This window comes from Niallia sp. CD-39 (assembly GCF_059874745.1).
Window position 1 is genome coordinate 1,056,065 of the sequence record NZ_JCBCPS010000001.1, and the last position, 26,050, is coordinate 1,082,114.

The window sequence follows — 26,050 nt, forward strand, 5'->3', positions numbered from 1 at the left end:
TGATTATCTAGGCAAGCTAATTTGTTTGTTTTCCTTTGACTCTTTATATAAAACAATAATATTCCCGATTAATTGAACGATTTCTGCTCTCGCACCTTTTGCAAGTTGCTTTGCAACTACTTCTTTATCTTCTTCACAGTTTTGCAGCACTGTGATTTTCATTAACTCTCTTGCTTCAAGCGCCTCTTTAATTTGATTGATCATATTTTCATTAACCCCACCTTTTCCTACTTGGAAAATTGGGTTTAAATGATGTGCCTTCGCTCTTAAAAAGCGTTTTTGTTTTCCTGTTAGCATGTTGCTCCTCCTAGTTGGTTCAAAATAAGCGGTCTAACCTCATCCGCTTGTGGTAAGATGCCTGTCCATATATGAAAAGCTACAATTCCTTGGTGAACAAACATATCTACTCCGTTTTGGACACGTGCACCATGTGCACGTGCTTCCTTTAAGAACATTGTTTCCAATGGGTTATATATAATATCCGATACGAGTACGCCATTTTTTAATCTCTTGATGGTTAACGGTGACTCGTCTTTACGTACCATTCCTACTGAAGTTGTATTGATAATCAAGTCATAAGTCGCTAAGTGATTCTCTGCTTCAGTCAATGATAAAGATTCCCCAGCTACTTCAAAGGGACATTCACTCATAAGAGCTTGGGCCTTCTCTACAGTTCGGTTACATAGATCAATATGAGCAACCCTTGCTTTTGCAAGTGCAAAGTATATGCCGCGCGCTGCACCACCAGCTCCTATGATCAATGTTTTTTTATCAGTTATTCTTTCATCAATTTCTGATAACCCTTGTACAAAACCTACTCCATCGGTATTGTACCCAATTAGTTTCCCATTCTGTAAATGAACAGTATTTACTGCTCCAATGGCTCTTGCTAAAGGGTCAATCTCATCTAGGAAAGGGAGAATCGTCTCTTTATGTGGAATTGTCACATTAAAGCCAGATATTCCAATTGCTTTTAACCCTTTAACCGCAGCTTCTAAATTGTCGGGCGCAACTAATAAGGGATGATAGTGAGCAGAGATCTTATACTTCGTAAACAACTCATTATGCATCATTGGTGACATGGAATGAGCAATAGGCTGACCGATTACTGCATATAATGATTGCATAATTCTCCCCCGATCATGTTAAATCAAAGATTTTCTTACGATTGCATGAACACCTTTTGGTACATACGCCGCTACCCTAACTCCTGGTTCATTTACTGTAATCCAACCAAGTCCAGAAAAAACGATATCTGTCTTTGGTTCTTTAATTGTAAACTCGTGACGGACGAGTTCTGGGAAGTTTTCCATCTGCTCTGGACGAGGTGGTGTTAGCATTTCTCCTGCATGTTTTTCATAAAGATCAACCGCATTCTCTGTTTTTGTACGGTGAATCATAAGTTCATTCGAAAAGTGACAAACAAATGAGTTTCGATCACCAGCCAAAAAATCAAAACGTGCTAGGCCACCAAAGTAGAGCGTTTGCCCATTGTTTAATTGGAATACCTTCGGCTTAATTTCTCTTTTAGGTGTAATGATTTTCAAGTCTCGTTTGTCAACATAATGCGCCATTTGATGGTGATTAATAATACCAGGAGTATCAATCAACGCTTTTCCATCACTAAGCGGAATTTCAATTGTATCTAAAGTTGTTCCTGGGAAGTGAGACGTTGTAATTACGTCACCTTCTCCCGTAACTTCCTTTAGTATGCGATTGATAAATGTTGACTTGCCTACATTTGTGCAACCAACAACGTATACATCTTTGCCATTACGATATTGGTCAATTGCATGTGCAACTTCTGAAATGTTGTTTCCTTTGCTTGCACTTACAAGAAAAACATCTTGAGGCTTTAAGCCTAATTCCTTCGCTTCGTGTTTCATCCAATTGATTACTTTATTATGCTTAACGGATTTAGGTAATAAGTCCACCTTATTCCCAATTAGTAAGATTGGATTTCCTCCTGTAAAACGATGCAAACCCGGCAGCCAGCTTCCATTAAAGTCGAATATATCGACAATTTTCACAATCAATGCATCTCGATTCGAAATACCATTTAAAATTTTCAAGAAATCATCATCTGTGAGACTTACATCTTGAATTTCATTATAATGTTTTAAACGAAAGCATCGCTGGCAAATAATTTCCTCTTTTTCTAGCGCCGATGCTGGGGCATACCCTAGCTCATTTTTGTCTTCCGTTTGAATCTTCACTCCACAACCAATACAAATATATTGCTCACTCAAATCATTGATCCTCCCATTGAATCATGCCCTTTTTTCTAAACCAATTTAAAATTCTTCGCTCAATTTTACGATTAATACGCGTAAAAAAGCCATCGGTCTGTGCAACTGGAACGACTAAAATCGTATGGAATCCACTACGATTTCCTCCAAGCACATCTGTAAGCAATTGATCGCCAATTACAACCGTTTCCTCTTTTTTGACATCCATCAATTGAACAGCCTGTCTAAAAGCTCTGCCAAGCGGTTTTCTTGCCATAAAGATAAAAGGAATGTTTAACGGCTCAGAAAAAGCTTTCACACGGTTTTCATTATTATTTGAAACAATCGTAATCTTAATATTACTATGCTTCATATCCTCTAACCACTGAATCAATTGTGGTGTAGCATTTGGACGGTCCCATTCTACTAACGTATTATCCAAATCTGTAATAATTGCTTTGATTCCTTTAGCATGTAAATTTTCCGCTGTAATTTCAAACACATTTTTAACATGTTGATCTGGTAAAAACTGCTTCAACAAAATATAAACACCTCAATTTTTTTACATAATTCATCTTCTATTATATAAAAAACAATTTCATTTATTGCTTCGTTTCATTCTTATTCTGAACTAATATGGCATAGGAGCATTCACAGGTCAATGTTTTTCTCCTATTTAGAGACTCTTCCTAGTTCATTGCTGCCATAAAAACTCTAGCAATACCACTATCTATACTACCTTTTCAAGTCGTTGGATTCAACTGCCTAGAAAGGAAAGTATTTGATACAGAAATGAAGCAATGCAAATCCCGAAAAACTTTTCGACAATTCCCAACAGTCCCTTTTCTGTGGATAACTTTATACACATTATCCACCGTACAACGACTACCATTTACCCAATTATAAACAAAATAACCACAGGTTATCCACTCACTCCTGTGGATAAGAGAACGATTGTTCTGATTCATTTATTCTGCTAGAGTAGTAGTAGGAACTTTTTTACTATTTATAACAAATCTAGTGAACGAACTGAACAGCCATTTTAGGAGGTGGGGTTATTTTGCGAGGTCTATCAGATGAATTACTAATAGAATCTTACTATAAAGCAAAAGAGTTACGACTTTCTCCTGAATTTATTCGACTAATAGAAAAAGAGATTCATCGACGATCCTTATCCAATCAAATCAAATTCACATCTTAAATGTATTTAATTGTGTAGATAACCTGAAGGCTATCTACACTTTTACTTTTTTGATTAAACTGTCACCTGTTTTGCAGCGACTTTTTCTCCCATTTTTATATGATGTGGCACTCGTATGTCTGAGTCAACCTGAATTGAATTTTTTTGAAATAAGAGAACAACTGTTGACCCAAAAGAAAAGTAGGCCATTTCTTCTCCCTTTTTCAAATTTTCATTCGAATGGATCAATTCAATACTATTAACAAACATCGCTCCAACCTTCACAATCGCCATTGAGTGATTCTGATCATATTGCAATTCTGTAATTGAACGATAATTTTTTGCTAATGTGTCCTTGCCATACTTTAATCCAGGTCGATTCACCGGATATGATTTATTGCCAAGCACCCACTGGCTCAAGACCTTGCCACTAAATGGGCTATGAATGCGATGGTAGTGAGTAGGACTTAAGTAAAAAATCATATAGGTGCCCCCTGAATACTGATCAGCCTTCTCCTTACTTCCTAGCATCTCTTCGATTGAATACGTTTTCCCTTTTACCTCGATGATTCGATCTGAGCGAATTTCACCAATGTCTTCAATGACTGCATCGACAGGACTAACGATGGCATCTTCACTTTGATCAATGATGCGAGCATCAGACTTTAATTTTCTTGTAAAGAAATCATGTAAGCTTGTGTATTGCCCCATTTCTTTTTCCATCTCTGATTCGTTTATTTTATACGTCTTGGAAAAAGATCGAACAATTCTTTTACTAGATGTAGATTGTGCAAACTTTTTTATTAAAGTTGAAGTCACTCTTCCATTTGTCAGCTCAATTAAAAATCGATAAATAAACTGTTTCACTATGTACACCTTCCTAATAGAAATAGTCGGCTATTGAATAAATTCATTTCCATGGGTGCTATTATATCATTAGCAGCATTCTATTTACTATGGGCAATTAGAAAAGCGCCATGTGTCATCCCTACACTTTTATAGAAGCATTCTATTTCCAATATAAAAGTTATCCATAGCTAGTATAAAATATAAAAAAGTTCGGATCGAGAATGATCCGAACTTTTCCTTTACTTAGCTTCTGTTAACGCCATAAATTCTTCTACATCAGCAATGCAAAGATTCACTGCCTTCTCCCAGAATTCAGGTTGAGTTAAGTCTACATTCAAATGCTTTTTCGCCAAGTCTTCTACTTTCATAGAAGCTGAATCTTTTAACAGCTCAATGTATTTCTTTTCATATCCTGCGCCTTCTTCAATCGCTTGTGCATAAATGCCAAGTGAGAAAAGGTAACCAAACGTATAAGGGAAGTTATAGAATGGAACGCCTGTAATATAAAAATGCAGTTTTGAAGACCAAAAACTTGGATGGTATTGTTCTAGTGCATCCCCATAGGCTTCTTTTTGTGCTTCTTCCATCAGCTCATTCAAGCGCCTAGTACTGACCATACCTTGTTTTCTTTCTTCATAGAAACGATTCTCAAATAAGAATCTAGCATGAATATTCATTAATAGAGCAACTGAACGCTGCACTTTATCTTCAAGTAATGCAAGTTTTTCATCTTCTGATTTCGCATGCTTCACGGATGCATCAGAAACGATCATCTCTGCAAAGGTAGAAGCAGTTTCAGCCACGTTCATCGCATAGCTACGATTTAGGAAATGTTCCTCTTTCATCGCATATGTATGGAAGCCGTGACCAAGCTCATGCGCTAATGTCGATACATTTGAAGGTGAACCTGAATAAGTCATAAAAATACGTGACTGTTGACTTTCAGGGAAGTACGTATGGAAACCACCCGGACGTTTCCCTGGGCGATCCTCAGCTTCAATCCATTTTTCCTCAAATGCCATTTTGGAGAAATTAGTCATTTCTTCACCAAACTCTGCAAAATGAGTAAGGATAAAGTCTGCACCCTCTTGATAGTTCATCTTTGATTGTGCAGCACCAAGCGGCGCATCCAAGTCAAACCAGCTTAATTTTTCTATTCCTAATAACTCTGCTTTGCGGTTTAGGAAATCAACGAATGGTTTTTTGTTATCCGCAATTACCTTCCACATCGTATCCAATGTTTCTTTTTCCATGCGATTGATCGCCAATGGCTCTTTTAAATGGTCGTCCCACCCACGCTGTTTATATACGTTTAAGCGGAAGCCAGCTAGATGATTCAATGTTTTCGCTAAATAATCGCCCTTTTCCTCCCAAGCATTTTCCCAGTTCTCAAAAATCGACTTTCGCACTGCACGATCTGGATCAGAAAACTTATTAGCTGCTTGGCCTACAGAAAGAAGCTGTTCTTCCCCATTTTCAGTATGAGGTACTTTAACCGTACTCACAATAACATCATACATTTGGCTCCAACCATGGTAACCATCAATACCAAGAGCATTGATTAAGCTTTCCTCTGCTTCTGAAAGCTTTTCCTTCGCTCCATCACGGCGTTCGTTTAAAATAAACGAAACAGGCTTTAATGCTTCATTTGTTAATAACTCTTCCCAAGCTGAATCATTCATATCACTCAATTTTACATCCATTGAAGTTAAAGCATTTTGAAAGGCTGCACTTAATTTTGTAACCGTTGCACGATGAACATTTGCAAGCTTATCGTCCATGTTTTGTGCTTCTAGGCAAGAAACAAACGCACCAGCTTGACGTATTTTCAATGCTGCTGCTTGAAAACCATCCAGTAAAGATATAAGCTTCTCAATGTCTGTATTTGAATTATTTACTTCCCAATTATGTATCTCTGATTGAAATGCTAAGATCTTCTCTTCCACTTGTTGCAAATGGCTTTTAAAAGCTTGTGAATCACTTCCCCCTTCAAAAAAGACGTCGAGATCCCAAACTTCTGAATATGTTTTTACTGTCATGATTCTTCCTCCTTTACACACATTACTTTCATTATAATAGAATTTTTCCGAAAGTTCTATCAATACACTCCAACCCGTTACATCACCTTACACTTTTTGTGAAATGTGATTTCTTTCAATCCAAATATAAATTATGCTACTATTAACAATGAATGTAAACCTACATACCGGAGTGAAATCAAATGAAACGAACGAAACTAGTCATAGCATCTATTGTATTCTTTCTACTATTAACAGGCTGTCAAAATGATGAACCAAATTCAAATGCTTCGACCGACGATGTTAAAAGTGAAGAAACAGCAAAAGAAGTAGAATCAAACGCACCTTATGAATTTGAGGCAGCTACAGAAGATATTGCACAATTACAAGGTATCGCATATCCTGGAAATGATGACAGGCTGTATTTAGCAACTGACGACGGACTTCTTGTTTTTAACGATGGATGGTTAAAGCAAAACAAAAACCGTTATGATTTTGTTAGTATTCAGGCTTTAACCGATGGATTTTTAGTTAGCGGCTTAAAGGATGAGCAAAATTCGTTAGGAGTTATAAAAAGCGAAGACTTTGGGAAGTCATTTTCTGATTCAAAAATCGCTGAGCAAAGCTTTTATCGCTTCTTTGCAGCTGGATATGATACAAATCAAGTTTACTACATTCTAATGGAGCAATTAGAACAGCAAACACCGGGTATTTATCGTATCAACGCTAACGGTGATCACGAAGAACTTTCATTAAATGGCTTTGAAACGAACTCGTTTGGCATGATTGCAACACATCCATATGAGCCTGAAAAAATGGCGATGGCGACAAAAGATGGCATTTACTACTCCGAGGATTTTGGTGATACAGTAAAGTTAATTACCGACGAGGTTATGGTTACAGCACTTGCTTTTAATAGTGAAGAGATCATTTACTCTTCAGTCGAAAACGATCAAGTTTTTCTAAAAAGAATAAATTTAGAAACACTCGAGTCAGATGAACTGTCAATTCCTTACTTGAATTATGATAACCCAATTACCTACGTAACTGTTAACTATCAAAACGAAGAACAACTTGCTTTTACAACGTATATGCGAGATCTTTATGAATCTAAGGATGATGGGGAGAATTGGTCGTTCATTCTAGATAAAGGTCGACCAGACCGATAATCTAAAAGGCCGTTGAGTAATCGTACATACTCAACGGCCTTTTTGAATTATTTGGCTTCAACCACAGCTTGCTTTACTGCTTTCATATCATATAGCCCACCTTCAGAACTAACGAAGTATTCAGGCTTTGGAACTCCTCTACTTGCACGATGCCCAGCAATATGAGCTTCGCTCTTTTCCCAGTTCTTCCAGTCTTGCTCAGATTCCCAACGAATCATAACCAAAACTTCTTCATCTCCACGACGAACTTTCTTTACCATTACCGAACAATCAATAAATCCTGGTTGTTTTTCAATAATTCCTTCTCCACCGAATCGGCTGACTATCTTATCAGAATTACCTTCTGTTACAACAATTCGTTTCGTTTGTATAAACATTAGAAAACTCCTCCTAGAACTATTCACTAGTCTCATTATAATTGAAAATGATTTTCATTGTCAATCTATTCATTCTTCTTCATTCATCGGTTGTTTCGAAAATATCGAGGTGGACAGACAAATTGCGCCCATCACTTTCATACGTATGAGTTATAAGGATAAGTAAAAGAAATGAGGTGGCAAAATGACGGGAATTATGACAGCAATTGGGTATATGATAAAAGAAATTGTCTTCCTTGTTTCATATGTAAAGAACAACGCCTTTCCACAACCACTTTCAGCAGCTGATGAAAAAAAGTACTTACGACTCATGGCACAAGGGGATCCACATGCCCGTAATATGCTCATTGAGCACAACCTCCGGTTGGTCGCGCATATCGTTAAAAAGTTCGAAAACACGGGAGAAGATGCCGAGGATTTGATCTCAATTGGCACAATTGGTTTAATTAAAGCAATTGAAAGTTATTCTGAGGGAAAAGGGACGAAGCTTGCCACATACGCAGCTCGTTGTATAGAAAACGAAATTCTCATGCATCTACGTGCATTGAAGAAAACGAAGAAAGATGTTTCTCTTCATGATCCAATCGGTCAAGATAAAGAGGGCAATGAAATTTCCTTAATCGATGTCCTAAAATCGGAATCCGAAGATGTCATCAATACGATCCAACTCAATATGGAGCTTGAAAAAGTTCGTGAATATATTGATGTATTAGACGAAAGAGAAAAAGAAGTCATTGTCGGTCGATTTGGTCTCGACCTTAAAAAGGAAAAAACACAGCGTGAAATTGCCAAGGAACTTGGCATCTCTAGAAGTTATGTATCTCGAATTGAAAAAAGAGCTTTGATGAAAATGTTTCATGAATTTTACCGCGCAGAGAAGGAAAAAAAGAAAAATAGTGAATAGGATGATTGGACAATTGTCTCCTTTTTTCGCTACTATAAGGAAAGATCATAATGAAAGAGGGAAATCAATTGGCAGCACAGAAAATCATCCTTGCACTCGTGCTTATCATCGTATCACTTACGATCATTGCCGAGTTTATCTTTGAAGGATTCTCATGGAAGTCACTATTACTACTACTAGCAACCGCTAGCATCGTCTTATTCCTTTGGTTCTTCCCAAATAGAAATGGCCGCTCTTAACGAACTCAATGCTTGGAAACCCAAGCATTTTTTTATTTTTCCACCTTCTTTGCATAACAAAATAGCTCCGCAAAGTCATTGGTTATCATTTTTTGAGGGTTATCCTCTTGCTTTTGATCATGATTAAGATCCACCATACTAGTAAAAATAAATAACCGATTATCGTAAAGATAGACCAAATAGCCCCATGTTGCAATTGACTTACTAAATGTTCAATTTCATTCATTCCTTCTGCTCTTCCAATACTATTGACCAGGGAAACGATTGGAATTGTTACACTGAATACAATTGCTAAGATGGACAGTTCCTTATCCTTCATTTTTAAAACACAAAATATTGAAGTACCTACTGTTGTTAGTAAAAATAAGTAGTAGATAACCCAAAACCAAACAGGGAGAGTTTCCCAATACATTTCCTCGCCTCCAAATGATTGATATTCCAGTTTTATAACTATACAATTTTATAAAACCCCAACAAACCTTTCTACCATTATCCTATGAAGAGTTAAAAGAGAAATAGAGTTTCTCCGATCTATTTATTCATGTGTACTCCTACTTAATAAAGACGAAAATACGAATAAATTCGTTCCTTTATCTCAAAAAAATAAGCAACCACTTTATAAATGGTTGCTACAGATTGTTAACATGTGATTTCGAGACAGTCTGATGGTGTATCCTTATTATTAAAAAATCCTCTAAAAAATATGAAGACAAAGTCGACTCTAGACCTTGTCTTCATTCTCATTTACTCCATCTAATGGTTTCATTAAATACTTCCTCATTATGCTCTCCTAATCGCGGTGCTGGTCTTGTTAGCTTTCCCGGTGTTGCTGACATTTTAGCTGGAAAGCCTAATGTTTGAATTTCACCAGCTGTCGGGTGTTCATATGACAGAATCATTTCTCTAGATTGTATATGTGGATCATGTATGGCCTGTTCATAATTAAGAATTGGGCCAGATGGTATGCCATGCACTTCTAGAAGCTCTAACCACTCGTTTGAATTTTTCTTTTTAAGAACTTCTTCTAATTCTCTCTCTAGTTCATCAATATGTTCATTCCGCAATGTATTCGTTGCGTAGCGAGGATCTTCAATCCATTCTGGTTGATGGATGACATGGTGGCAGAAGATTTCCCAAAGCTTCTGGTTTGCTGCTCCTATGAGAATATAGCCATCCTTTGTTTTGAACCCTTGATATGGTGCAGAAACTCGATGTGCCGTTCCGTTTCTAGCTGGTATCTCGCCTTTACCAAAATAAGCTGCTGCTTCCCAGACAGTCCATGCAAGTCCAGAATCAACAAGGGCGATATCGATGTACTGACCTTTTCCAGACTTTAATTGATGTATATAGGCCATCAAGATGGATTGAATCGCTGTTTGAGCTGCAGCAATATCATGAATCGCAATGCCAACCTTGACAGGCTTTCCATTTTTCTCACCTGTCATATCCATTATTCCGGATAGCCCTTGCGCCATAATATCAAAGCCGCCTTTGTTTCGATAAGGACCCGTTTGTCCATAGCCCGAAATGGAGCAGTAGATAATCTTTGGATTGATTGCCTTTAATGCCTCATAATCAATTCTCAATTTGCCCGTTACACCAGGACGGAAGTTTTCTACAAAAACATCAGCAGTTCTAACAAGCTCATACAGTTTATGCAAGTCCTCTTCCTCTTTAAGATTTAAGCAAACCCCACGCTTATTCCTGTTTACCATCATATACATATAGCTTTCCTCATCAATATATGGGCCCATTCTTCGTGTGTCATCCCCATTTGGTGCCTTCTCAACCTTAATTACATCTGCACCCATATCTCCAAGCACCATCGTACAATAAGGACCAGCTAATATTTGCGATAAATCAATGACTCTCATACCAGTTAATGCCTGAGACAATTGGTTTCACCTCACACTTCTCTTCTACTTACAAGTTGTAAATTCTTTGCCTCTTCACAATTTTTCAATCCAGTAAGTGCAAGAGATACTTTCGTTTCTTGGATAAATCGCTCTAATACTTTCTCAACACCTATCTGCCCTCCAGCAGCTAGCCCGTAAACATACGGTCTTCCTATTAGAACTGCGTCTGCACCTAGAGCTAATGCTTTAACAACATCTGAGCCTCTACGTATGCCACTATCAAAGAGAACAGGAATTTGGTTCGACACTGCTGCTGCAATACCTGGCAACGCATCGATTGCCGAAATGACACCGTCCAGCTGTCTCCCACCATGATTCGATACAATAATGCCATCAACTCCATTTTCGATTGCGAGCAGTGCGTCTTCAGAGTGTAAAATTCCTTTTAATAAAATTGGCAACTTCGTCCGTTCTTTTAAGCTTTTTACTTTGTTCCAATCTAGGGAAGGGTGATGGATATTAGCTAAAATTCCTTGGATGATTGATTCTTCACTTTGAACTGCAAGCGACTGTAAAAACACTGGATCCGTTTCATAATTCGCTTTTCCAACTCCCTGTCTTAGTGGTGAAAAACGATTTCGTAAATCCTCTTCGCGCCAACCAAGCATCACGGTATCAATTGTCAGGACGATGGCATCATAGCCTTCATTCTCAGCTCTTTTCACCATATTGAACGACACTTCTTCATTGTTTGACCAGTAAAGTTGGAACCATTTAGGCAAACTTGGCGCAGAGGCATTTACCTCTTCGATACAATAGCTAGATACCGTACTTTGGATATATGGAACACCATGTTTACTAGCAGCTTTTACAACAGCATGATCTGCCTCTTCATGTGCAAGCTTCAGCATGCCAACTGGTGCAAGCAAAAATGGGAAAGGATATGTTTTACCAAACAGCCTAATACTCGTATCAAGCTTTGATACATCTCTTAAAAAACGAGGGGTAATTCTGTATTGACCAAAATCAGTAACATTTCTCTTTAATGTCTCTTCAGCACCAGCACCTGAACGAATATATCCATAGCCCTCTTTCGTCATTTTACTTGCTGCCAATTGCTCTACCTCTTCATGCGATATCGGAAAATCATCCGTTGAAGCGATATGCTTAATTAATTCATCCTCACTTTTCACAATCGTACTCATGCTGTAACCCTCTTCCTATTTAAACTGTGGCGATCTTTTTTGTAAAAATGCTTGTATGCCCTCTTCGTAATCATCAGAGGCAAATGATTGTAAGATGAGCTGCTCTATATGTTCATCTTCCGCAGTTGCTCCGTCTACTACCGCATGAATAACCTCTTTAGTACCAGCTAGTGCGACAAGTGATCTAGATGCTAATTGCTGTGCAAACGCTGTTACTTCTGCTTCAATAAGCTCGGCTTCAACAAGAAAATCAATTAGTCCGATCTCCTTGCCTTCTGTCGACTTCATCACCTTCCCTGTATAAAGCATCTCCTTCGTATTTGAAGGACCTACAACATCCAATAGTCTCTTTGTACTTGATAGATTGTAAATGATCCCAAGCTTCGCAGCGGTAATCCCTACTAAACTATTTGGTGTTGCAAAGCGAAAATCGCAAGCAAGTGCGAGCTCAAGTCCACCACCGATTGCTAGCCCTTCAATGTGAGCGATTGTAGGTTTTGGAAATGTGTGTAATTTATTGACAGCGTGTAAAGCTGTATCATTGTAAACCTTGGCCTTTTCTGCTGAATGGCGATTTTCTAAAAACTCACTGATATCGGCACCAGAGCTAAAGGCATTTTTGTCAACACCACGAACAATGACGACCTTTACTTCTTCATCTTTCTCTAACTCAGTTAATAGGTTCGAAAGCTTTTGAAACATGCTCAAATTAAAAGCATTTTTCTTTTCTGGGCGGTCGATAATGAGTGTTGCGACTCTACCTTCCTTCGTTAATTTTAGAAGTGACATATCCATTCTCCTTCTAATCTTTTTTCAAGTACGCTGCTAAGCGATTTCCGATAGATTGTATGCTTTGAACGATGACAATTAAGATGAATACTGTGACATACATGATGTCCTCTTCATAACGCAGATGGCCGTAGCGATAGGCAAGATCACCTAATCCTCCTGCACCGACAAGACCTGCCATAGCTGTTGCTCCAATTAAGCCAATCGTTGCAATCGTTAATCCAAGAATCATCGAAGGTCTTGCTTCACGAAGCAGTACATTCCATATAATTTGGCTCGTTTTTATGCCCATGGCTTTATATGCTTCAACAACTCCTCTATCTACCTCTAATAGTGCGGACTCTATTAATCTAGCTAAATATGGAGCTGTATAAACGACTAATGGAACGATTACACCTTTTACGCCAATCGTCGTTCCTATAATAAACTTTGTGAAAGGAAGCATAAAAAATAATAAGATAATAAATGGAATAGAACGAATGATGTTGATTAATATATTCAATAATTGATACACGAATTTATTCGCAAACGCCTGATTTGGTCTAGTTAAAACAATTAATACACCTAGCGGAATCCCAATAAGGATTGAGAAGAAGAGAGCAACTCCCAACATTTGAAACGTTTCAACAATGGCTTTTGCAATAATTGGCCATTTTCCATCTAAAAACTCTATAATCCATTCCATGTATTATCCCTCCAATTCCTCTACGATGACACCTTGCTCTTTTAAAAATTGAAAGGTGCTTTCAACTTCATGTGAATTCCCAACAATATGGACCGTCAAATTCCCTACTATTCCGTTTTTTAACTCAATGATATTTGCCGTTAAAATATTGGGTTCAACGGTGAACTTTTGAGCAATTTGCGCAAGCAATGGCTTCCCTGTTGAATGACCAAGGAAGGTTAACCTTGAGACTTTCCCAGAAAGATTTAATTGTGAGATAACAGAAGGCGTTAATTTTCGTTGTGAAATCGTATTTAAAAACTTTTTCGTTGTTTCCTCTTTTGGCGTTGAGAACAGTTCAATCGTTGTTCCTTGTTCTATAATGGAGCCATCCTCCATTACGTATACATGGTCACATATTTTTTGTATGACGTTCATTTCATGGGTAATTAATAAAATCGTAATGCCTAATTCCTTGTTAATTTTCAAGAGCAAATCAAGGATGGACTCCGTCGTTTCTGGATCAAGGGCGCTAGTTGCCTCATCACTAAGCAGGATTTCAGGCTCTTGTGACAGTGCTCTTGCGATCGCTACTCTTTGTTTTTGACCACCTGATAACTGTGCTGGGTACGCAGTTTTTTTATCAGTTAGACCAACGATATCTAAGTACTTCTCCACACGGGTTTGAACTTCTTGCTTTGAAACGCCTGTTAGTTTTAACGGAATCGCGATATTATCATAAACAGTTGCCGTTTTTAAAAGATTAAACCCTTGAAAGATCATCCCGATTTTCTTTCTTCGTTCACGAAGTTTATCCGAAGATAATTTCGTTAAGTCCTCACCGTTAATCTTAACGGAGCCTTCAGACGGTTCTTCAAGTAAATTCACACATCGGATAAGTGTACTTTTTCCGGCACCACTATACCCGATTACACCGTGAATTTCTCCCTTACTTACGTTTAGATTAACCGCTTTTACAGCTTCCACTGTTCCTTTTTTTGTTACAAACCGTTTCGACACATTTTCTAAAACAATCATGTTTCCACTCCTCATAAAAAGGTGAACCATATGGATTTCTCCATATGGTTAGTTGTTGTTATTCATCCCAGCTTGGAATGACTGAGCCACCAAACTCTTCTTCAATGAATGCCTTCACTTCTTCAGATTGGTAAGCTTTTCTTAGTTTTTCGAGAACTGGATCATTTTCATTTTCAGCACGTACGACTAAGAAGTTTACATATGGTGAATTACTTGATTCAAGTAGAATCGAATCCTCTTTCGGATTCATCCCTGCAGATAAAGCAAAGTTTGTATTAATGGCAGCTGCGTCTAACTCAGATAATTGCTTCGGGATTTGCGCAGCGTCTAGTTCAATAAATTCTAGATTTTTTACGTTTTCTTCTAAATCATAAATGGAAGCTGTTTCTTTCTTGTCTTCCTTCAGTTTAATCAAACCTGCTTCTTCTAAAATGAATAGTGCTCGTGAGCCATTTGTTGGATCGTTTGGAATCCCGAATTTCGCGCCATCTGGAAGATCATTAATATCAGTGTAGGTATCTGAATACACACCCATTGGGTTTAAAATCGTTTTCCCTACTGGAACTAGGTCTGTACTATGGTCCTCATTGAATTGATCTAAAAACGGTTTATGCTGATAACTATTAACGTCTAATTCCCTTTCAGAAAGGGCTGTATTTGGCAAAACATAATCAGAAAAGACTTTTAGCTCAATCTCTAATCCGTCTTTAGCTGCTACTTCCTTTACTTTTTCTACAATTTGCTCATGTGGTCCAGCCGTCACACCGATAATTAACTTTTCCTCGTTCAATTGACCGCCACTTGCATCATCACTTCCACAGCCAACTAATAATCCTAATGAAAAAATTGCCCCTAATACTTTCTTCTTCATGTCAGTTCCCCCTGTTTTTTAAATAAAAAACCTCTCTTATAAATAAGAGAGGTTTCCATACAATTCCACATATGTCATTCCTCTCTTATCTTCCAAAACATGCATGTTTTGCAGGATTTAGCACCTATTCATTAAACATGAACGGTTGCCGAGCTTCATCGGGCCAGTCCCTCAGCTACTCTTGATAAGAGATGCGGTTATTTAATTTTTTGTAATTGATTCATAATTTACAGCATTAAAGGGTTATTGTCAATATAATCAACAAATTAAATATTATAAAAATATTAAGAGTGTTGTATACTGTTGAAAACATGGAACGGAGGAAAAAGATGATAAATAGCATACATGCCCAATTCGCAGAAGCAAAGAGTGGGAGAGTCATTGCAGCAAGAATAAAAGCTGGAGCTGATCTCCAAACAGAAATTGAGAAAATTTGTAAAGAGCAAAAAATCCAGTATGCCTCAATTCTCAACTGCTTTGGGAGCTTCCAAAAAGCAGGGTACTTTTATTTGCTTCCAAAGCCAGAAGCAAAAATCGGTGCGGGCTATAGTGAATTGGTTCAAGTTGATGGACCTATCGAGTTTTTAAATGGAACAGGGATCGTCTGTCAATCAGATGAAGGGTATGAAACCCATATGCACGGTACAATGTGTGATAAAACCGGGAGAGTATTTGGAGGACATTTAGTAAAAGGAGAGAACCTCGTGCTAACCGTTGATTTGCTGTTAATGGAGATTCAAGGCGCTGATCTCCTTCGAAAATTCGATGCTGAAACAGAAACAAAGCAGTTTTATCCTGTTGGAAAATAAACTTTCACATAGGTTCACTGCGAAATGTGTACCGACATACAAAAGACGGACAAGGTCACCTTGTCCGTCACTCATTATCCTTGCCCTGTAGTGGGGAAATAACGTTTTTTGAGCTGTGTCGATGCGAACTCTAGAATAATCGCCGTCACTAAAATCATATATGTGATAAAGCCAACTTCTCTTAAATCAAAGTAAAATCCTGATGCCATAAATAGCTCAAAACCAATTCCACCTGCACCTGCTGCTGCTCCCATTGCCACTGCTACGGAGAAATTAATTTCAAACCGCAAGAATGTCCACGATAATATGTATGTGAACGTGCTTGGAAGAACTGAATGAACAACAATATGCCACCACCCTGCACCTGTAGCTCGCAATGCTTCTAATATGCCTTTATCCACTTCTTCAATCGCTTCAGAGAAAGCTTTCACTAGATAAGCAATCGAATGAAAAAGCATCCCCAGAATGGCTGCCTCACTACCCAAACCAGCTGCAATGGCGAAAATTAGTACCCATAAAACCGTCGGAACCGCTCTTATAAACGCTACGACTATTCGTATTATTTTTGAAACCCATGGCTTTGAAAGATTAACAGCAGACATGAGTGCTAAGAAAAAGGCAATCACACCACCAAGTAAAGTCGCTAATACAGCAAGCCCTAATGTTAATCCCACTTGATAAAAAGCCTCGCCCAACGAAAAATGATTAAGCTGTGGTTCAAAGAACATTGCTTTTAAGTTATACAAAGCATCGATCAGCGCACTTCCTATTTTTAAGCCGCTGTAGTCAAAGAAGAAGAACGCAGAAACCGTTAAAATTGAAAGGGTAATAATTGTACTGTTCATAATTGTATTTACTTTGTTGCCTTCTTTTATACTGATTTTCCCTGTACGATTACGTTTTATGTAGACAGCTTCCATTACAGAATCACCTTCCGGATATGATTGGATGCCAATTCAATTGCAATTACAGCGATTACGATCGTCAATGTAATAAGCGTGACCACTTCATAATCTAGCATCTTGTAATACATGTCGAATGCATAACCAATCCCCGTTCCAGTCAGTATACCGACGAGTGTCGCACTTCTTATATTTGTCTCAATCATGAATAGCACCCAACTGATTAGTTGTGGCAAAGATTGCGGAATAACCGCTTTCCCAAAAACCTGAAAGTATGTAGCTCCTGAAGCCTTTAATGCTTCACATGCACCTTGGTCTGCTTCATCAATAGATTCAATAAAAGAACGGGTTAAAAAACCGACAGTCCCTACAAATAAAGCCAAAAAGCCTGTAATAGAGTTTTGTCCGAAAGAGATTAATAGGATAAGCGCCCAAGCAACTACTGGGATATTACGAGAGATAGATGCGATAAGTCTAGCAAGAGAACTGAAGTATCCATTGATACTCGTAGTTTTTGATCCCATACATGCTAAAAACAATGAAACTGCTGCTGCAATCGTTGTTGCTGCGATCGACATTAAGATTGTTTCCAATAGTTTCTCTAGAATTCCTGGCAACTTCTGTAGTGTTTCACTTGTGATCAATAGATTTGCGAATATCCATTGAAAAGCTGCAGGGATCGTGGCAATACTATCACTGAGACGAAAATTGGTTATTGCGGCAGAAAAATAAGTAACAGCGATGATAACAAAGAAGAGAATAGCAGTTTGCCATTTTCGTTTTTTATGATTGCTTTCATTCATAGTCTTATATGCCCCTTACACCGTTATTAGCTCTCTTGTTTCCATTCCGTATATCCCTTCAATCATATGTCGATCCAAGAGAAGTGAAGGTCCATCAAAAACCATTTCTCCATTATTTAAACCGATGATTCTACTAGAATATTCTTTAGCGACGTCCACTTGATGCAAATTAACAATACATGTAATGCCCATTTCACTCGTAATTGATTTCAAATAGTCCATGATTATTTTTGAAGCGTTTGGATCGAGTGACGCAATTGGCTCGTCACATAAAATCAATTTAGGCTTCTGTATAAGTGCACGACAAATTCCTACACGCTGCTGCTGACCTCCTGATAGCTGATCGCACCTCTTATAGGCATGATCTTCTATCCCAAGCTTTTTTAATAACTCAAACGCGTGCTCTTTCTCTTCTTCGGAAAAGCGCCCAAGCACTCCAGCTATCGTTGATTTATAACCCAATCTTCCATGCAAGACATTTTCAATAACCGTTAATCTTGGCACAAGATTATAATGCTGAAAAACCATCCCGATATTCGTTCTCACTTTACGCAATTCTTTTCTTTTTAAATGAGTGACAGATTGGCCATCAAAGATGACCTCTCCATCACTTACTTCAACAAGGCGGTTTATACAACGTAGCAATGTAGATTTGCCCGCACCAGAAGGACCAATGACAGAAATAAACTCTCCTTCATTCGCCGTAAACGTAACATGTTTCAGTACACTTACATTTTCTTGATACGCTTTACTTACTTCCTTCACCTCTAGCAACGTCATAATTCAACACACCTTTTCATTTTTTGTATAGACCTTATTTTGAAAGTTCACGAATTGGGTTGAACCAATCATCTTCGGCAGGTACAAACCTTTCTTCTCCACTTTTAAAGAATAATCCAGGATTGCCGCTATCCTTCGGCACAAATATGCCTTCATTATTAGCAACATCATCTGAAGTTAAAGCTTCTTGTAATTTATTAAACGCTTCTTCTCCTAGAAGTTCAGGATTCGCTACGAAAGGAGCATTCAAAACCGGTGTTACACTTATAAGAATGAATTTTTTACCTGTTACTGTATTAAATGGCTCTGCAGCATCGTTTTTCACTTGATAAATAGAACCTGGACGATTCTCTTCACCTTCTACTAATTCAACATAGTTTTCTACACAAGTGTCACAGAATGCAGCAACATCAGCACGACCAGATAATAGATTAACAGCTGAGCCTTGGTGTGAATTCCCAAATAAGACTTGAGTGAATAACGAACCGCCTTCCATTAAATCAACTTCTTCCAAATCAGCATATTTTTCTTGTTTGCTAAAATGGTTGATTAAGTCAGATGAAGGTACTTTAAAACCTGAAGTGGAACTGTTAGAAACGAATGACATTGTCTTATTTTCAACTGTATTTAATGAAAACTCTCCGTTCTCCTTATACTCGTTTTCATTATCCAATTCCACTGCGATCCAACTATAGTAAACAGCATCATCTAAACTTCCTGATACTCCAGATGGGACAACAATAGGTTGCAATGCTTCATTTCGATTTTTTGCCTCAATATAGCCTTGTGCTCCCATAAAAGCAAGTTCTGCATTTTCATTAACAAGCGTCTCAATTGCAATTGCATAATCTGTAGTTAAATGGTGTTTTACTTCTTTTCCTAACGTCTCCGAGATTACATTTCCAATCTCATCACGCGATGATTTCATATCAGAGCCTGATTCATTCGGATACCAGACAATATCAATGATGTCATCTCCTTTTCCTGCTCCACCAGCACTACTGCCTGAACATCCTGCCAATATCGTTATACAAACTAGTAAAGCTAGGATTAACCACTTTGTTTTCATCGTTCGTTAGCTCCTTTTTATTTATTCATTGAAACTTCCACTACTTGAACAACTAAAATGCAGAATCACTACTTTAACAGAGAGCACCTCCTTTTCATTTCATCTTCATTAAACCATAAACAGGCACTTAACCTAGTAAAATTTACCATCTCTTAACAAAACTAATAAATCACATTTACACTTTGATTAGGACTTAACACTTCACCTATCCCATTGCTTCTTCCATACTTGCCATGATAATCAGATCCACCGGTCATGAATAGCTCATATTTCTCACACAAATATTCAATTTTATAATGATCTTCATCGGTATGATCAGGATGATTACGCTCAATCCCTCTTAATCCAACTTCAATTAACTCCGGAATCATTTCATAGGAATCTAGCTGACCTGGATGTGCCACAACCGCTATTCCACCATCAGCATTGATCGCCTTCACAGCTTCGAAAGCGTCTACATAGACAATATCTCCTGAAGCTGGTCCCATTCCTTTAAATAGAGATTTATAGAGATTGTGATAAAGTGGTGACATATAGTGTGCCTCGGTTAAATGAGCCATTATATGTTGCTTATACACAACCCCACTTCGTGAGGCTGTTTGTAAAACTGCGTCTCTATTAATCTTGTAGCCAACTCTTGCAATCTCTTCAAGCTGACCTAAAGAATGACGATGCCGCCTATCTAGAAGATCATTGCAAAGCTTTTTAATATTGGGTGCTTCTAGTCTGTAATGATAGCCTAGAATATGGACTTTTCGATTCCTCTTAAAATCAAATGCGGAGATTTCAATTCCAGGTATGACTACTATTCCATATTCCTTCCCACACTTTATTGCTTCATGTTGACCACTGACAGTATCATGGTCAACAATGCTAATATGAGTCACATCTTTTTCTTTTGCTTGCCTCATTAAAGCTTGAATGGAATCAGATCCATCGGAATAATGACTATGGACGTGCAAATCAGCCCTCATTTAAGGGATTCACCTCTTTTCAATTTTCCTTTCTTGCATGTCATACACTTTGTCGCAAAGCCCTTCCATAAACTCTAAGTCATGAAAGATACCGATCAAGGTTGTCCCATCGCTTTTAAGCTTTTCGATCATTTCTCTCACTTTAATTTTTGAAGAATCATCAAGGCTTGCGGTCGGTTCATCTAATAGAAGCAACCTTGGCTTCTTCACAGCAGCCATCGCAATGTTGAGCCGCAGCTTTTCTCCCCCAGAAAACGTGTTTGGATAGGCATCCCATAGTGTACGATCAAGCTCAAAATGTTGCAGCACCTTCACAGCTTCCTCATTTGCTTCCACTTCATCCTTGCCCATTTCTAGCAAAGATTGAACAACAAGTTGTAGGCAAGTCGTTCGTGGTACAACGTGTAAAAATTGAGACACATACCCCATTTCATGCTTTCGCAAATAGATCATCTCGCGTTCGGTTGCTTTCATTAAATCAATCAATCCGAACTTCTCAGAATGATAGATCATGCTGCCGCGATCTGGTAAATATGTACGATAAATGCTTTTTAAAATGGTGGATTTTCCGCTGCCACTCTTCCCAATGATTCCAACAAATTCTCCTTCTTCAACAGAAAATGATAGCTTGCTGATTGCATCTATTTTTTTCCCTAAATAGGAGATAGCAAATGATTTCCCGAAATTTTCAATTGTTAGAACCTTCACCTTCTATCTCACTTCCTCTGCAAATACATTTGTTCGATAGTTCGTTTGAGTCATTAATTTTCCATTTACCATTGTCTTCGTAATCATTGGATAACCATCTTCAAGCCTTTCAATGACAATGATGTCCGCTTTTTTCCCAGACATAATCGAACCAATATCCCGATCCATATTAACTGCTTGTGCCGGGTGAAGTGTGACCATTTTGAACGTTTTTACTAAATCTTGTCCATGTTTCTCATGTAATGTAAACACTGCATGTAATAAAGCAGAAGGATAATAATCACTGCAAATTATATCTGCACAATCATTCGTAATTGCCTCGATTGCCGAAAGATTCCCAGAATGAGAGCCTCCAAGAATGATGTTTGGAGCACCGACAATCGTTTTTAGCCCTTTATCTCTTGCGGCTTTTGCTACGTCAAGTGTGATTGGAAACTCACTAATACTTGTTCCAATCGCCTTAACAAAGTCAAGTTTTTGTAGATGATCATCATCATGGGAGGCAACTGCAATTCCTCGTTCTCTTGCAAAATCTGCAATTTCCTTCATTTGCTTTTCTGACATGACGATGCTATTTTGGCGATCAGAAATGATTGAGTCTAGCTCTTCATTTGATACATCACGATATCCACGCAATGTGTCTCGATAGACTTCTAAGCTGCGATATTGTCCCTGACCAGGAGTATGATCCATAAAGGATAATAGGTGCACCTTGCCATCCGCAATATTATTCAGCAAGCGGTTAATTTCATTAAGATTATCGATTTCAAACCGAGCATGAAGTCGGTGACGAATTAAGTGGGGCTTGTTATGAATTTTATAAATCGCGTCCACTATTTTTTGAACGTTCTCAGGAATTCTCATTGGTTTATGGCTAAATACATCTTCACGATAGAAGGATAGAGAATGAAATATTGTCGTAATTCCATTGCCTATTAACATTTTTTCTGCTTCTCTTAAACTAACATCAACATCAATAAGTGCAGTTGGTCTTGGTGATACAATTCCCTCAATAAAATCTGAGTGAATGTCTATAAATCCTGGAGCAATATAACCGCCATTCGCATCAATTAACTCTGCCTGGGGATATAAAAATATTTCTTCTTCATCTATGATCCTATTAATTCTATCTTCTTCAACAACTACTGCTGATGCAGGTAAAATTTCTGTTTCTGTAACAACTTTTCCATTGTGAATAATAAACATATTACCGCCTCCTTATAACAATGAGTAAACAAGCTGTTGTGTGTATTCGTGCTGAGGATCTTCAAATAATTGATCCGTTAACCCTTCTTCAATGATCGATCCATTTAACATAACGACTGAGCGATCACATAACATTTTGATAACAGCTAAATCATGGGATACAACAAGCATGCTAATACCTAGCTCCCTTTGAATCTGTTTAATTAGATCAAGCACGTTTGCCTGCACAGATAAATCAAGTCCTGTGGTGATCTCGTCTAAAAAAAGAATCGGTGGATTATTCGCTAATGCCTTTGCTATTTGCACACGCTGTTGCATTCCACCAGAAAAGTTACGGGGAGCATCCTTCATGCGATCAAGAGGGATTTTTACATGCTCTAGTAAATCTGACCCTGTTCCTACTATTTTGCCAACATGACGTTCACCTGCAGCAATTGCTTTTTCTGCAATATTGCTGATTGATGCTAAATCCATCTTTAATCCTCGAACTGGATTTTGGTACACCATTCCATATTGATGGTTACGAATTGCTCGTTTCTGCTGTGAGGAAATATCCATGATATTGATCCCCTTCCAACGGTCAGTATCCAAATATACCTCTCCTGCTGTCACATCTGTGTCATAGTATAGCGCCTGCATTAAGGTCGATTTCCCACTGCCACTCTCTCCTACGATCCCTACTATTTCACCAGCATATAAATCAAAGGATACATCCTGTATTGCATATACTGTTTTACACTTAGGACAGTAATTTTTTTCAAGATACCTGCTCGATGCATCACTGCAGCTTACACAGCCAGTGCCGTATTGCTTATGTAGGTTACGTGCAGATAATAACGGAAGTTCATGCATAGCTTTTCTTCACCTCCACTCCTTCTGGATGGTTTAGTCTATCTAAACAATTGCTCGTATCATTGCATTGATAAACCGTCTCTGCTGTTTGATCATCTAATAATTCATCTAGAAAAACATTATTAGCCCCACAAAGTCGACATTGTTTATTTTCAAATGATTCAACTGAAAACGGATAGTCATCAAATGCTAAAGATTGAACAGTCGTATAAGGAGGAACCGCATAAATCTTTTTCTCTCTACCAGCTCCTAGCAAGATTAAAGCTTCTGAGTGATTCATTTTCGGATTATCAAAACGCGGGATTGGGCTAGGAGCCATTACATAGCGTTCGTTTACATATACAGGATGGTCAGCACCGGTTGCTGTCATCCCATATTTCATGATTTGTTCAAATAACAGGAGCCATGCACCACTATACTCCTCCTCTGCATGTAAGAGTTTCGTCTTTGCTTCCCGAGCCTCTACAGCACGCAACGGCTCTGGTGTTGGAACTTGAAGGACTAGAATTTGATCTTTTGAAAGTGGTACTTCTGGAATACGATGTCGAGATTGGATAATTGTAGCCTCTTCCACTCGGTCTGTTAGTTCAACACCCGTTGTCATCTGTACAAGCTTTTTTATACTAACCGCATTGACAGATTCATCGGCACCTTGATCAATTACTTTCAATGTGTCTTCTTTTCCAATCAAGGATAACGTTATTTGTAATCCACCTGTCCCCCAACCACGTCCTATTGGCATCTCCCTTGATGCAAAGGGAACTTGATACCCAGGGATAGCAATAGCCTTCAATATCGCACGTCTGATTTCTTTTTTTGATCCTTCATCAAAAAATGCAAAATGATGTTCAAACTTCACGGTCTCCCTCTCCTTTCACCTTTCGAGCACGATCAAGCTTCGATTGAAATGTTACATAATGCGGCAGTTTCAAGTGAGATATAAATCCATTTGATTCAACTGAATCGACATGCAATAATACAAACTCTTCATCATGTGTAGGGAAGTCAACTTCAGGGTGCTCTAAACACTGATCGAGAATGCTCATTGCGATTGCTTTTGTTTCATTTTGTCCATAACAAATGCCATATCCAACTTCAAATTGAAGTGTCTGTTCACCAGTCTCATCGTTCTTATGAATTGGAACAAACGACTCAACTTCAGTCATTTTCACTTCACCGATGTAGTAATCTTCCTCATTGCTTGAAAGTTTTTCAGTCGGATGGGGTAAGTGGATTGGAATGTTTCCAACTCGTAGCTCACCAACAGTTGGATGCACTTGACCATACCCTCTAAGAGATGCATATCCTAGTGAAATAACCGCACCCGTTTGTCCCCTAGTCAGTGTTTGCAATCGCGCACTTCTTGGTGCAGGGAAAACAATGCTGCGCTTTGTCAAATCAAACGGCTCTTCATTATTTCTGTTGTAGGTAGGAAATAACCCTTCTTGCCGCAAATAATCCACCACTTTTGGGTAATGCTCAAGCTGCTCCTTACTTTTTAAGGAGGAAAAATGGCTTTCATATTTTTGCAACCATTCCAGATTCTTGGATAGTGATTCTGTAAGTAAATGAAAATCTAAAAGTCTATGTGTATAATCTGTTGTCATACCAAGCAATTGCCCACCAGGTATATCTTTGAAGCTTGCTGAAATTCTCCTTTCAACGAACATCTCGCTCGTCTCAACGACCTCACTATAGTAAAGCCTAGGTAGTGTAGAACGATGGGCTCTAAGAAGAAACACAGCCTCCTCCATATTTCCTCCAGCTTGCTTAACAGCTAACGCTGCTAAAAATGGAGCATACAAACTGCTTTCAGACATGACTTGATCAATTAATGGGCGCATTGTTGCTAATATTGTATTTACCTCAATTATTTCTAGGTGCTTCAACCTTTCATATTGAAGCTTCTCAATGGAAGCTTCTATTGCTTTTGTGCCTCCTTTTACAGCTACATAACCCATTGTCTACCCCCCAGTGCTGTGATTGCCGTTGTACGAGGAATTGCTGTAAGCTTTCCATGAGAATCTGTAAGAATAAGGTCAATCCCGAGTGGATATTCATCTATTCGTTCTTGACGTGCTTCCCATAATTCAATTGGAATATTTGTTATAATATTAACTTCCGATTCGATTCCTGGACCTGTTAGACGGATTTCTTTACCTGTTGTTAATTGCTCTACTTCAATTAGCAGAGTCGCAGATGCCTGTGGATCGAGCAATGTTCCTTTTTTGCACCGTTTAACTCTATCGATAAGGTCAGTCATCTCACTTTGATGCAATGCAATAATAAAGTCTGCTTCTTCGATTGAAGCTGGCTGAGCCAGAGTATAAGCTGTAATTTGTTTCGATCTATTTAAATGATCAGACCCTAACACATGGAAGGTTACTTCAGAATCAAGCAAAGTGATTAGCGTTATCCACATTGATTCTGATAATGGAGAATGACCAATCCCTTTGGATTGAACATCTAAATCAATAATTGTGCCTGGCCTAGACATAGAGGACAATATCTGCCTAAAAACCTGTTGGGTATCATGTACATAATCAATCTTCATTTTGAC

Annotated in this window: 30 protein-coding genes and 1 riboswitch; of the genes, 5 read left to right on the forward strand and 25 right to left on the reverse strand. The window is 38.3% G+C overall.

Going from position 1 to position 26,050, the window contains the following annotated elements; translation table 11 throughout:
• Positions 1-3 precede the first annotated feature (3 nt).
• From yhbY to AC6F34_RS05425, 4 genes are read right to left on the reverse strand one after another with little or no spacing between them, the layout of a single operon-like run.
• Complete coding sequence (gene yhbY, locus AC6F34_RS05410) at positions 4-297, reverse strand: ribosome assembly RNA-binding protein YhbY (RefSeq protein WP_500769709.1); 294 nt, start codon at positions 295-297, stop codon at positions 4-6.
• A complete protein-coding gene (gene aroE, locus AC6F34_RS05415; RefSeq protein ID WP_500769711.1) occupies positions 291-1,127 on the reverse strand; it encodes a shikimate dehydrogenase in 837 nt (278 codons plus the stop codon). The genes yhbY and aroE overlap by 7 nt, the downstream gene beginning before the upstream one ends.
• Positions 1,128-1,145: 18 nt before the next feature.
• A complete protein-coding gene (yqeH, locus tag AC6F34_RS05420; protein WP_500769713.1) occupies positions 1,146-2,249 on the reverse strand; it encodes a ribosome biogenesis GTPase YqeH in 1,104 nt (367 codons plus the stop codon).
• Between the two features lies 1 nt (position 2,250).
• Positions 2,251-2,769, reverse strand: a complete 519-nt coding sequence (locus AC6F34_RS05425) for a YqeG family HAD IIIA-type phosphatase (RefSeq protein WP_500769715.1) — start codon at positions 2,767-2,769, stop codon at positions 2,251-2,253.
• 519 nt (positions 2,770-3,288) lie between these two features.
• On the opposite strand from AC6F34_RS05425, the gene AC6F34_RS05430 reads away from it, so the two are divergent.
• A complete protein-coding gene (locus tag AC6F34_RS05430) occupies positions 3,289-3,429 on the forward strand; it encodes a sporulation histidine kinase inhibitor Sda (protein WP_500769717.1) in 141 nt (46 codons plus the stop codon).
• A gap of 54 nt (positions 3,430-3,483) precedes the next feature.
• On the opposite strand, the gene AC6F34_RS05435 is transcribed toward AC6F34_RS05430, so the two are convergent.
• Both AC6F34_RS05435 and AC6F34_RS05440 read right to left on the reverse strand, forming a co-directional pair.
• A complete protein-coding gene (locus AC6F34_RS05435; RefSeq protein WP_500769719.1) occupies positions 3,484-4,275 on the reverse strand; it encodes a phosphatidylserine decarboxylase in 792 nt (263 codons plus the stop codon).
• Positions 4,276-4,496: 221 nt separating this feature from the next.
• Complete coding sequence (locus AC6F34_RS05440; RefSeq protein ID WP_500769721.1) at positions 4,497-6,296, reverse strand: M3 family oligoendopeptidase; 1,800 nt, start codon at positions 6,294-6,296, stop codon at positions 4,497-4,499.
• Between the two features lie 182 nt (positions 6,297-6,478).
• Between AC6F34_RS05440 and AC6F34_RS05445 the strand changes: the two genes are divergently transcribed.
• On the forward strand, positions 6,479-7,444 hold the full coding sequence (locus tag AC6F34_RS05445; RefSeq protein ID WP_500769723.1) for a F510_1955 family glycosylhydrolase: 966 nt from the start codon (positions 6,479-6,481) through the stop codon (positions 7,442-7,444).
• A 47-nt stretch (positions 7,445-7,491) separates the two neighbouring features.
• On the opposite strand, the gene AC6F34_RS05450 is transcribed toward AC6F34_RS05445, so the two are convergent.
• The gene (locus tag AC6F34_RS05450) at positions 7,492-7,821 is read right to left on the reverse strand and encodes an antibiotic biosynthesis monooxygenase (RefSeq protein WP_500769725.1); all 330 of its coding nucleotides are present in this window, start codon (positions 7,819-7,821) and stop codon (positions 7,492-7,494) included.
• Positions 7,822-8,005: 184 nt separating this feature from the next.
• On the opposite strand from AC6F34_RS05450, the gene sigK reads away from it, so the two are divergent.
• Both sigK and AC6F34_RS05460 read left to right on the forward strand, forming a co-directional pair.
• Positions 8,006-8,725, forward strand: coding sequence for an RNA polymerase sporulation sigma factor SigK (sigK, locus tag AC6F34_RS05455; RefSeq protein WP_500769727.1), 720 nt, complete (start codon positions 8,006-8,008; stop codon positions 8,723-8,725).
• A gap of 50 nt (positions 8,726-8,775) precedes the next feature.
• Positions 8,776-8,964, forward strand: coding sequence for a hypothetical protein (locus AC6F34_RS05460; RefSeq protein ID WP_500769729.1), 189 nt, complete (start codon positions 8,776-8,778; stop codon positions 8,962-8,964).
• Positions 8,965-9,049: 85 nt separating this feature from the next.
• On the opposite strand, the gene AC6F34_RS05465 is transcribed toward AC6F34_RS05460, so the two are convergent.
• The 7 genes from AC6F34_RS05465 to AC6F34_RS05495 all read right to left on the reverse strand — a co-directional run bounded on the left by AC6F34_RS05465 (position 9,050) and on the right by AC6F34_RS05495 (position 15,387).
• Entirely contained in the window at positions 9,050-9,376 is a 327-nt protein-coding gene (locus AC6F34_RS05465) for a hypothetical protein (RefSeq protein WP_500769731.1), read from the reverse strand.
• Positions 9,377-9,704: 328 nt separating this feature from the next.
• Entirely contained in the window at positions 9,705-10,859 is a 1,155-nt protein-coding gene (locus AC6F34_RS05470; RefSeq protein WP_500769733.1) for a CaiB/BaiF CoA transferase family protein, read from the reverse strand.
• Between the two features lie 11 nt (positions 10,860-10,870).
• Positions 10,871-12,025 (reverse strand): alpha-hydroxy-acid oxidizing protein, encoded by a 1,155-nt coding sequence (locus AC6F34_RS05475; RefSeq protein WP_500769735.1) that lies wholly within the window; start codon positions 12,023-12,025, stop codon positions 10,871-10,873.
• Between the two features lie 15 nt (positions 12,026-12,040).
• Positions 12,041-12,814: an enoyl-CoA hydratase/isomerase family protein gene (locus AC6F34_RS05480; RefSeq protein ID WP_500769737.1), complete on the reverse strand. Its 774-nt coding sequence runs from the start codon at positions 12,812-12,814 to the stop codon at positions 12,041-12,043.
• Between the two features lie 13 nt (positions 12,815-12,827).
• Positions 12,828-13,499, reverse strand: a complete 672-nt coding sequence (locus AC6F34_RS05485) for a methionine ABC transporter permease (RefSeq protein ID WP_500769740.1) — start codon at positions 13,497-13,499, stop codon at positions 12,828-12,830.
• A gap of 3 nt (positions 13,500-13,502) precedes the next feature.
• Positions 13,503-14,516 (reverse strand): methionine ABC transporter ATP-binding protein, encoded by a 1,014-nt coding sequence (locus AC6F34_RS05490; protein WP_500769742.1) that lies wholly within the window; start codon positions 14,514-14,516, stop codon positions 13,503-13,505.
• A gap of 58 nt (positions 14,517-14,574) precedes the next feature.
• Positions 14,575-15,387, reverse strand: a complete 813-nt coding sequence (locus AC6F34_RS05495; RefSeq protein ID WP_500769744.1) for a MetQ/NlpA family ABC transporter substrate-binding protein — start codon at positions 15,385-15,387, stop codon at positions 14,575-14,577.
• 82 nt (positions 15,388-15,469) lie between these two features.
• Positions 15,470-15,578: riboswitch (SAM riboswitch) on the reverse strand.
• Positions 15,579-15,716: 138 nt separating this feature from the next.
• Here AC6F34_RS05495 and AC6F34_RS05500 point away from each other — a divergent pair.
• Positions 15,717-16,196: a PPC domain-containing DNA-binding protein gene (locus AC6F34_RS05500; RefSeq protein WP_500769746.1), complete on the forward strand. Its 480-nt coding sequence runs from the start codon at positions 15,717-15,719 to the stop codon at positions 16,194-16,196.
• 74 nt (positions 16,197-16,270) lie between these two features.
• Here the strand turns inward: AC6F34_RS05500 and AC6F34_RS05505 are convergent, their stop codons facing one another.
• The 11 genes from AC6F34_RS05505 to phnH all read right to left on the reverse strand — a co-directional run bounded on the left by AC6F34_RS05505 (position 16,271) and on the right by phnH (position 26,044).
• Positions 16,271-17,116, reverse strand: coding sequence for an ABC transporter permease subunit (locus tag AC6F34_RS05505; RefSeq protein ID WP_500769748.1), 846 nt, complete (start codon positions 17,114-17,116; stop codon positions 16,271-16,273).
• Entirely contained in the window at positions 17,116-17,901 is a 786-nt protein-coding gene (gene phnE, locus AC6F34_RS05510) for a phosphonate ABC transporter, permease protein PhnE (RefSeq protein ID WP_500769750.1), read from the reverse strand. Before phnE ends, AC6F34_RS05505 begins: the two co-directional genes overlap by 1 nt.
• A 15-nt stretch (positions 17,902-17,916) precedes the next feature.
• Positions 17,917-18,681 (reverse strand): phosphonate ABC transporter ATP-binding protein, encoded by a 765-nt coding sequence (phnC, locus tag AC6F34_RS05515; RefSeq protein WP_500769752.1) that lies wholly within the window; start codon positions 18,679-18,681, stop codon positions 17,917-17,919.
• Positions 18,682-18,715: 34 nt separating this feature from the next.
• On the reverse strand, positions 18,716-19,750 hold the full coding sequence (locus AC6F34_RS05520; protein ID WP_500769754.1) for a PhnD/SsuA/transferrin family substrate-binding protein: 1,035 nt from the start codon (positions 19,748-19,750) through the stop codon (positions 18,716-18,718).
• A 161-nt stretch (positions 19,751-19,911) separates the two neighbouring features.
• Positions 19,912-20,724, reverse strand: coding sequence for a PHP domain-containing protein (locus AC6F34_RS05525; RefSeq protein WP_500769756.1), 813 nt, complete (start codon positions 20,722-20,724; stop codon positions 19,912-19,914).
• A gap of 9 nt (positions 20,725-20,733) precedes the next feature.
• Complete coding sequence (locus AC6F34_RS05530) at positions 20,734-21,432, reverse strand: phosphonate C-P lyase system protein PhnL (protein WP_500769758.1); 699 nt, start codon at positions 21,430-21,432, stop codon at positions 20,734-20,736.
• A 3-nt stretch (positions 21,433-21,435) separates the two neighbouring features.
• Positions 21,436-22,638 carry a phosphonate metabolism protein PhnM gene (phnM, locus tag AC6F34_RS05535; RefSeq protein ID WP_500769760.1) on the reverse strand — a complete coding sequence of 401 codons (1,203 nt, stop codon included), beginning with the start codon at positions 22,636-22,638 and terminating at the stop codon, positions 21,436-21,438.
• Between the two features lie 12 nt (positions 22,639-22,650).
• Positions 22,651-23,490 (reverse strand): ATP-binding cassette domain-containing protein, encoded by an 840-nt coding sequence (locus AC6F34_RS05540; protein WP_500769762.1) that lies wholly within the window; start codon positions 23,488-23,490, stop codon positions 22,651-22,653.
• Positions 23,483-24,349 (reverse strand): alpha-D-ribose 1-methylphosphonate 5-phosphate C-P-lyase PhnJ, encoded by an 867-nt coding sequence (locus AC6F34_RS05545; protein ID WP_500769764.1) that lies wholly within the window; start codon positions 24,347-24,349, stop codon positions 23,483-23,485. The genes AC6F34_RS05540 and AC6F34_RS05545 overlap by 8 nt, the downstream gene beginning before the upstream one ends.
• Complete coding sequence (locus tag AC6F34_RS05550; protein ID WP_500769766.1) at positions 24,339-25,451, reverse strand: carbon-phosphorus lyase complex subunit PhnI; 1,113 nt, start codon at positions 25,449-25,451, stop codon at positions 24,339-24,341. Before AC6F34_RS05550 ends, AC6F34_RS05545 begins: the two co-directional genes overlap by 11 nt.
• Positions 25,439-26,044 (reverse strand): phosphonate C-P lyase system protein PhnH, encoded by a 606-nt coding sequence (phnH, locus tag AC6F34_RS05555; protein WP_500769768.1) that lies wholly within the window; start codon positions 26,042-26,044, stop codon positions 25,439-25,441. Before phnH ends, AC6F34_RS05550 begins: the two co-directional genes overlap by 13 nt.
• Between the last annotated feature and the right edge of the window lie 6 nt (positions 26,045-26,050).

Excerpts from the sequence above, each read along its gene's own strand:
- AC6F34_RS05475 (WP_500769735.1), bottom strand. The coding sequence starts at position 12,025 with ATGAGTACGATTGTGAAAAGTGAGGATGAATTAATTAAGCATATCGCT.
- yhbY (WP_500769709.1), bottom strand. The coding sequence starts at position 297 with ATGCTAACAGGAAAACAAAAACGCTTTTTAAGAGCGAAGGCACATCAT.
- phnM (WP_500769760.1), bottom strand. The coding sequence starts at position 22,638 with ATGTTTATTATTCACAATGGAAAAGTTGTTACAGAAACAGAAATTTTA.
- sigK (WP_500769727.1), top strand. The coding sequence starts at position 8,006 with ATGACGGGAATTATGACAGCAATTGGGTATATGATAAAAGAAATTGTC.
- AC6F34_RS05500 (WP_500769746.1), top strand. The coding sequence starts at position 15,717 with ATGATAAATAGCATACATGCCCAATTCGCAGAAGCAAAGAGTGGGAGA.
- AC6F34_RS05465 (WP_500769731.1), bottom strand. The coding sequence starts at position 9,376 with ATGTATTGGGAAACTCTCCCTGTTTGGTTTTGGGTTATCTACTACTTA.
- AC6F34_RS05550 (WP_500769766.1), bottom strand. The coding sequence starts at position 25,451 with ATGGGTTATGTAGCTGTAAAAGGAGGCACAAAAGCAATAGAAGCTTCC.
- AC6F34_RS05440 (WP_500769721.1), bottom strand. The coding sequence starts at position 6,296 with ATGACAGTAAAAACATATTCAGAAGTTTGGGATCTCGACGTCTTTTTT.
- AC6F34_RS05450 (WP_500769725.1), bottom strand. The coding sequence starts at position 7,821 with ATGTTTATACAAACGAAACGAATTGTTGTAACAGAAGGTAATTCTGAT.
- AC6F34_RS05495 (WP_500769744.1), bottom strand. The coding sequence starts at position 15,387 with ATGAAGAAGAAAGTATTAGGGGCAATTTTTTCATTAGGATTATTAGTT.
- AC6F34_RS05540 (WP_500769762.1), bottom strand. The coding sequence starts at position 23,490 with ATGCATGAACTTCCGTTATTATCTGCACGTAACCTACATAAGCAATAC.
- AC6F34_RS05480 (WP_500769737.1), bottom strand. The coding sequence starts at position 12,814 with ATGTCACTTCTAAAATTAACGAAGGAAGGTAGAGTCGCAACACTCATT.
- AC6F34_RS05505 (WP_500769748.1), bottom strand. The coding sequence starts at position 17,116 with ATGGAAGCTGTCTACATAAAACGTAATCGTACAGGGAAAATCAGTATA.
- AC6F34_RS05445 (WP_500769723.1), top strand. The coding sequence starts at position 6,479 with ATGAAACGAACGAAACTAGTCATAGCATCTATTGTATTCTTTCTACTA.
- phnH (WP_500769768.1), bottom strand. The coding sequence starts at position 26,044 with ATGAAGATTGATTATGTACATGATACCCAACAGGTTTTTAGGCAGATA.
- AC6F34_RS05485 (WP_500769740.1), bottom strand. The coding sequence starts at position 13,499 with ATGGAATGGATTATAGAGTTTTTAGATGGAAAATGGCCAATTATTGCA.
- AC6F34_RS05525 (WP_500769756.1), bottom strand. The coding sequence starts at position 20,724 with ATGAGGGCTGATTTGCACGTCCATAGTCATTATTCCGATGGATCTGAT.
- AC6F34_RS05490 (WP_500769742.1), bottom strand. The coding sequence starts at position 14,516 with ATGATTGTTTTAGAAAATGTGTCGAAACGGTTTGTAACAAAAAAAGGA.
- phnC (WP_500769752.1), bottom strand. The coding sequence starts at position 18,681 with ATGACGTTGCTAGAGGTGAAGGAAGTAAGTAAAGCGTATCAAGAAAAT.
- AC6F34_RS05460 (WP_500769729.1), top strand. The coding sequence starts at position 8,776 with ATGAAAGAGGGAAATCAATTGGCAGCACAGAAAATCATCCTTGCACTC.
- AC6F34_RS05520 (WP_500769754.1), bottom strand. The coding sequence starts at position 19,750 with ATGAAAACAAAGTGGTTAATCCTAGCTTTACTAGTTTGTATAACGATA.
- aroE (WP_500769711.1), bottom strand. The coding sequence starts at position 1,127 with ATGCAATCATTATATGCAGTAATCGGTCAGCCTATTGCTCATTCCATG.
- phnE (WP_500769750.1), bottom strand. The coding sequence starts at position 17,901 with ATGAATGAAAGCAATCATAAAAAACGAAAATGGCAAACTGCTATTCTC.